Raw genomic sequence first — 5,151 nt, 5'->3', positions numbered from 1 at the left:
CTTTTCTAGTTCGTCTTGTGTTTGTGCGAAAAATGTATCGTTTTCTGCACCTTCAGTTTCGATAATTGATATGGTTCTTCCGACGATAGACTCATCATCGATTCCGACAAATCGTGTCCCTTCAATGTCCGTGACTTCTAACGCAATTAATACACAACCGCCACCTGTGTCAATAAATTCAGCATTACTGACTCTTTAGTCGTCCATTAAACTGTCAATAAGTTTCTCGTATCTATGTCTCTCTTTTTCGGTTGGTTGTTTATTCATTTCAATCACATTCCTTTCATTAGTTTAGTATTCGTGTGGTAGTAACACTTCTGTAACGGTTCACCATCATGCACATCAGCTTCATCATAATATTGAGAAACACGTTCCTTAAAATCTGATTGATAGTCATTTTTGACATGAACCATTGTGATACCACCATCACCACGGTTTTCAATATCGCCTATGGCTTGTCCATCCATAAATAGGTTGGCATTAAATTCAACCCCTCTGTCCGTTTCTTCCTGTTTTAGATTTTCGACATGAAGTCCTTTAATTTTTTCCATTATGTCATCTCCTTTTAATAAAATAGTTGGTGTTAAGTTATCTTAATATTCTGTTATTTACAGAATAGCACACCTTATATTAAGTTTCAATAAATAACATACATTTTATTAAATAATAAATATATATTAATTTAATGCTATACTGTATAGTGTAAACAAATATTCTATTTTTTTATATCATAGGACTTTCTATTAAATTTTATATGATATATGATGATGTAAAGAGAATATATAAGTGAGGTGTCCTTTATGTCGTCAATCATTTCGATGAACGAACTAAATAACCAATCATTACCATATGTTTCAGTTCATCAATTACATGATGAGTCACATATGAAAGTGTTGGAACAAAAAATAGATGAAGCAGAACGACATCATCAATCCACTTTTCAACATTTTAATGATCTGGATATGATTTATTACTTTGTCCATATTCGAAAGGATCAGAACCAAAAAGGCAATCGAAGTGAAAATACCAAGAACGAGTATCTAAGGGAACTCTTACAGTTGGCCAAACTATTAATTGAGTATCGTGCAGATATTGGACTCGACTTTCCGTCATTTGAAGAAGGAACCTTATTTAAAAACTTGCAGCCAAGACACCTTAGACGGTTTCAATCTTGGTATGCGGAACAGTACCCCTATATAATAGGAAGAAACTCTGTTTTTTCACCTGCTACCTTATCACGTAAAACAGCTATCTGGCGGATGTTTTTACGCTTTTTATATGACCAGGGTTATACCACACATGATTTAACCAGTCGTATGCAGACCTATTCGGTTCAAAAAGCAGACCGACCAAATAAAGACCTGGCTCCATCTGAAGTGTTTGAACTACTGGACCATTTTTCTGAAGTTGACCCACATCCGATTTATTTTTCGTTGATTCATATCTTTGTGACGACGGGCATTCGTAATTCAGAGTTATGTAAGCTGAAAGTGGGCGATGTTTCTTACGATGTGGATCGTGAGCAATACTTTTTATACATTCGAGGGAAAGGTAACAAGAAGCGGCACATACCGTTGAGGGGTAAAACAATGGAGAGTATAGTTAAGTTTCGTGAAGCCCGCTTGTTAGCTGCACTTGATAAAACACCAGACAATGAACCACTGTTACCAACCGCAACCGGCAAGGCTTATAGTCCGTCTTATTTATCGCAGTTGCTCAGTAAAGCCGTTAGACGCGTTAATTTAAAGCGATACAAAAAAATAGGTGATGACTCAGACAGCCAAGATAAAGATGAACAAATCGCGACCATAACCCCGCACACATTCCGTCATGCGTTTGCGATTTTGAGTTACGATCAAGGCGTGGATGTGTATACTATTCAACGGTCGTTAGGTCGTGAAAATATTAAAACAACAGAAGTTTATTTAGAGAAAGAGTATGGGAAAGACCAGTTTGCGACATTAGAGTGGCATAAAGGTGTTATTCAGAAATATATTTGAATTTAATATGTTCTGTTCTAAATGATATATGTTTTAAACTAAAATAATGGGTTATAGTAGTAATATGTAGTTTACAGTCTGAAACAATTGACACCAGTCTGAACTACGTTATAATAAAAGTAAATAAAGATGCATATATATGTTGCATGAATGAATTGAATAAAATGAGTTATAATTAAAAAGAGATGGAATGCGACTACATTCCACCTCATTGCAGTTCCGTTCGCAAGATAATGGGCTGTCTCTCGTGTTTGTTTATTTCTTCTTACTACCTTGCTCCCTTAAGCAAGGTAGTTTGTTTTTGTCCATATTTATCATAAAGATAAACGGAAGGACTAAAATTTGAGCATCTAATATACTGGCCATTGCTAGAGCTAGCAAAAATGCCAATATTAAAACTTTGCTCATAAGCTTCACCTCCTCCCCCGCCTTAGTAAGAACGGGTATAGAGGAGAAAGCCCACTACCTTGCTTTTCCGAGAACTGCTTGTCTATATTATACATGATATTTCCAACTACACAAAGAATAAGAACGTATGTTTTGTTATGTCTTTTTGATTTTTTCTATAAGAGTTAGGATTGTGCTTATAGAAAGTTGAGTGTCTTCATCTTCATTAGTATTTTTTCTAATGGTTCTATCTTCTTTGAATAAAGGTTCCACTAAATCTTTTTTGATTTCCTTCATTTCTTCATCTTCAAAAATAGATAAATACGGATCAATTGACTTCATTTTTAACTCAATATTTCTATTCACTTGCTCTTGATAACGATGAATGGATGCTTGTTTTGCTGAATACGTAATAAAAGCACCTAGAGCAGTTGTAATAAGTATTTTAGAGATCACACTATAAGTGGTTATGTCATCTGGACCGCTAAAAAAGATGTAAGTAGCAGCTCCTATTAAACCTATAAATCCTAAAATTGTTGACCAGTACCACTTATTTCTTAACTTTTTTTCGTCTTCTGCAGCTTTGTGATAAGCTCCAGAGATTGCACCATTTGTTACTAATTCAAATAATTCATCTAGCTTTTCTTTCTTCTCCAATAGATTATTTTTTTGTGTTTCTATAAAGTTATCAACCTCTGTAATGCTTTCAGTAATGTCCTCTTTGTATTCGTCACGAATAGTAGCTTCTAAGTTGTCGAATAGCGTTGTTTTGTCATCGTGGAGTTGTTTAAGTTCTTCTTCTTTATTCTCTTTAATTGTCTCAATTTCTTCTTTTAAGTCTTTTACTTCTTTTAATATTTCGGATGCCTCATTTAGATCTCTCGTGATTTGCCCTTTATGTCCACCAATAGAGCGGCTGAGTGAAGAAACTCTTTCTTTGATTATTTCTTCATCTTCTACCGCAGACAGATGACTTAAACTTAAAGCACCAATAATAACTTTTTCGGCGTTTTCATTAGCAGTAACCAAATGATTTACTTGTTTATTTGATAAGAAAGTATTAAGTTCCGTCTGTGTTTTTTTTAAATGTGTATCCCAAGTTTTTAGTAAATGACTAGGAGTTGCTAAAGGTTCAATTTGTTCAACCTTGTGTCTGAATAGATTTAAAAGATATTGTAAGCGTTCTATGTGATCTTCGGCTTTTTCGGAGAGCTCAACATCTTCTTCGGTTATTTGCTTTACCTTATTAAAACACGATGCAAGGGTTTTATGAAAAATGTGTTCATTAAACCTATCGACATAAAAAGACATAAAAAACACCTAACTCTCATGGTAAAATAATCTGTCTACTATTCTACCATTTTATGTTAGGTGAATCATCAAAATTGTCAAAAAATCAACTTTTGCTGTTATGTTGTTTACAGGTGGTTGTTCTTTTTAAGGAAGAATAGTTCTAAAACAGTCTAACTAGACAAAGGGATAAAGAAGTTAAGCTATTATTAGTTATACCATGTGTCTGTTTAAATCTGAATGTATTCTTTCTATCTCTCGAATTATATTGATGCTAATATAATTCTGTAATAGCTCTTTGTGTTGTTTAAAAGTTGAAATTAAGCATAAATATTCTGCGAGATTACGGGCAGTTTCCTTATGATTATTTGAAGATAAATTACTTGGTAGATTGTGTGTACTATCTGCTAATTCAGAAATAATGAGATTACATATAATAGATGGTTTGCCCCATCCTAACTCTCTAATTAGATGAAATACATCTAATAATACATCGTATCCAAGTTCTTCTAATTCTTTATTACTTATCATAGACATTTTACTCATAGTATTCTCTCCGTGTTCTTGATAGCAAAGAACAACTAAATCCTTAATTGATAATGTTAAATCTTCTTCCAATCGGTTAACTGAGATTTCCGTGTGTTCATTAACTATATCGGTTGGATTCTTTTGAAAAAAATTAGTCATTATTCATCTCTCCTTCTGATCGAGGCAACCATTCAATATTAAAATGGTTCTTATATATATAAATTTTAAATATTCCTTCTTTTTCTAGGGTGTCTATGATTCTTCTTATTTCGAATATAGATAGCTTCTCATCTTCTGGACCATGTGTCGATAGTTCTTCAACAGCTTGTCTAAAAGTGAATTTGTTGTCGTTTTCGTAAGCAGATAAAGTTATGGCTGTACCTACCTCCTCTAAACTAAATCCTAGTTCAGTTACTCCTTTTTGAGTAAAATAAGCTGGTACCGCAAATGTTTCTTCCATATGTGCGTCCTCCCTTTTTTATCCCTTTGTTGTACCTAGTTACAACAGAAAGTATGATAACACTTGAAGTTTTTCACAATTATACACGTTATTAAGATTCGTATCACATCACACTAGGCCATTACAAATACGCTCCAAGTATCACAACACTTGATATTATTGACACGACAGATAGTGTAAATGATTGCGCTATTTTTTCGTCATAATGCTTTTTGACTAATAGATAAATTGGAATTGATAAAAATATTATAAGCATAATTAAAAGAATAACCTTAATAACCAACTCTATATTCATTTTTTAACCACCTCTTATTATAAAAAGATTTAGGTGTTGTATAATGCACGACTACTTAGATAGACCATACCTCATTCTGTTCAATTTTTTTAAACGGTGAATTCCTGGTGCTCACGGCTAAGACAAATTGACGAAATAATGGACGGTCGAATAGGATCACATCGATAACCGCTTGAATATCTAATAATAGC

7 protein-coding genes are annotated in these 5,151 nt (G+C 33.5%); 2 read left to right on the top strand and 5 right to left on the bottom strand.

Annotated features, from left to right (window positions below):
- A partial coding sequence (locus ACTWQB_RS16475; RefSeq protein WP_443140254.1) for a hypothetical protein occupies positions 1–199 on the top strand: 199 nt, incomplete at its 5' end.
- Between the two features lie 73 nt (positions 200–272).
- Here ACTWQB_RS16475 and ACTWQB_RS16470 read toward each other — a convergent pair.
- Entirely contained in the window at positions 273–551 is a 279-nt protein-coding gene (locus ACTWQB_RS16470) for a hypothetical protein (RefSeq protein WP_443140253.1), read from the bottom strand.
- Between the two features lie 249 nt (positions 552–800).
- On the opposite strand from ACTWQB_RS16470, the gene ACTWQB_RS16465 reads away from it, so the two are divergent.
- Positions 801–2,000 carry a tyrosine-type recombinase/integrase gene (locus tag ACTWQB_RS16465; protein WP_443140252.1) on the top strand — a complete coding sequence of 400 codons (1,200 nt, stop codon included), beginning with the start codon at positions 801–803 and terminating at the stop codon, positions 1,998–2,000.
- A 255-nt stretch (positions 2,001–2,255) separates the two neighbouring features.
- On the opposite strand, the gene ACTWQB_RS16460 is transcribed toward ACTWQB_RS16465, so the two are convergent.
- From ACTWQB_RS16460 to ACTWQB_RS16445, 4 genes are all read right to left on the bottom strand, one after another.
- Entirely contained in the window at positions 2,256–2,408 is a 153-nt protein-coding gene (locus ACTWQB_RS16460) for a hypothetical protein (RefSeq protein WP_443140251.1), read from the bottom strand.
- 135 nt (positions 2,409–2,543) lie between these two features.
- Positions 2,544–3,698 carry a hypothetical protein gene (locus ACTWQB_RS16455; protein ID WP_443140250.1) on the bottom strand — a complete coding sequence of 385 codons (1,155 nt, stop codon included), beginning with the start codon at positions 3,696–3,698 and terminating at the stop codon, positions 2,544–2,546.
- Between the two features lie 192 nt (positions 3,699–3,890).
- A complete protein-coding gene (locus ACTWQB_RS16450; protein ID WP_443140249.1) occupies positions 3,891–4,364 on the bottom strand; it encodes a hypothetical protein in 474 nt (157 codons plus the stop codon).
- Positions 4,357–4,665, bottom strand: a complete 309-nt coding sequence (locus ACTWQB_RS16445) for a hypothetical protein (RefSeq protein ID WP_443140248.1) — start codon at positions 4,663–4,665, stop codon at positions 4,357–4,359. The genes ACTWQB_RS16450 and ACTWQB_RS16445 overlap by 8 nt, the downstream gene beginning before the upstream one ends.
- Positions 4,666–5,151: the final 486 nt, after the last annotated feature.

Origin of the sequence: Piscibacillus sp. B03 (genome assembly GCF_052246295.1) — a bacterium.
Classification (GTDB): domain Bacteria; phylum Bacillota; class Bacilli; order Bacillales; family Alkalibacillaceae; genus Piscibacillus.
Note: the sequence above shows the minus strand (reverse complement) of the source record. Positions and strands in the feature narration are given on the sequence as shown.

What these genes read in the sequence shown, in the direction of transcription:
- ACTWQB_RS16470 (WP_443140253.1), bottom strand. Translation starts at nt 551, where the DNA reads ATGGAAAAAATTAAAGGACTTCATGTCGAAAATCTAAAACAGGAAGAA.
- ACTWQB_RS16465 (WP_443140252.1), top strand. Translation starts at nt 801, where the DNA reads ATGTCGTCAATCATTTCGATGAACGAACTAAATAACCAATCATTACCA.
- ACTWQB_RS16460 (WP_443140251.1), bottom strand. Translation starts at nt 2,408, where the DNA reads ATGAGCAAAGTTTTAATATTGGCATTTTTGCTAGCTCTAGCAATGGCC.
- ACTWQB_RS16455 (WP_443140250.1), bottom strand. Translation starts at nt 3,698, where the DNA reads ATGTCTTTTTATGTCGATAGGTTTAATGAACACATTTTTCATAAAACC.
- ACTWQB_RS16450 (WP_443140249.1), bottom strand. Translation starts at nt 4,364, where the DNA reads ATGACTAATTTTTTTCAAAAGAATCCAACCGATATAGTTAATGAACAC.
- ACTWQB_RS16445 (WP_443140248.1), bottom strand. Translation starts at nt 4,665, where the DNA reads ATGGAAGAAACATTTGCGGTACCAGCTTATTTTACTCAAAAAGGAGTA.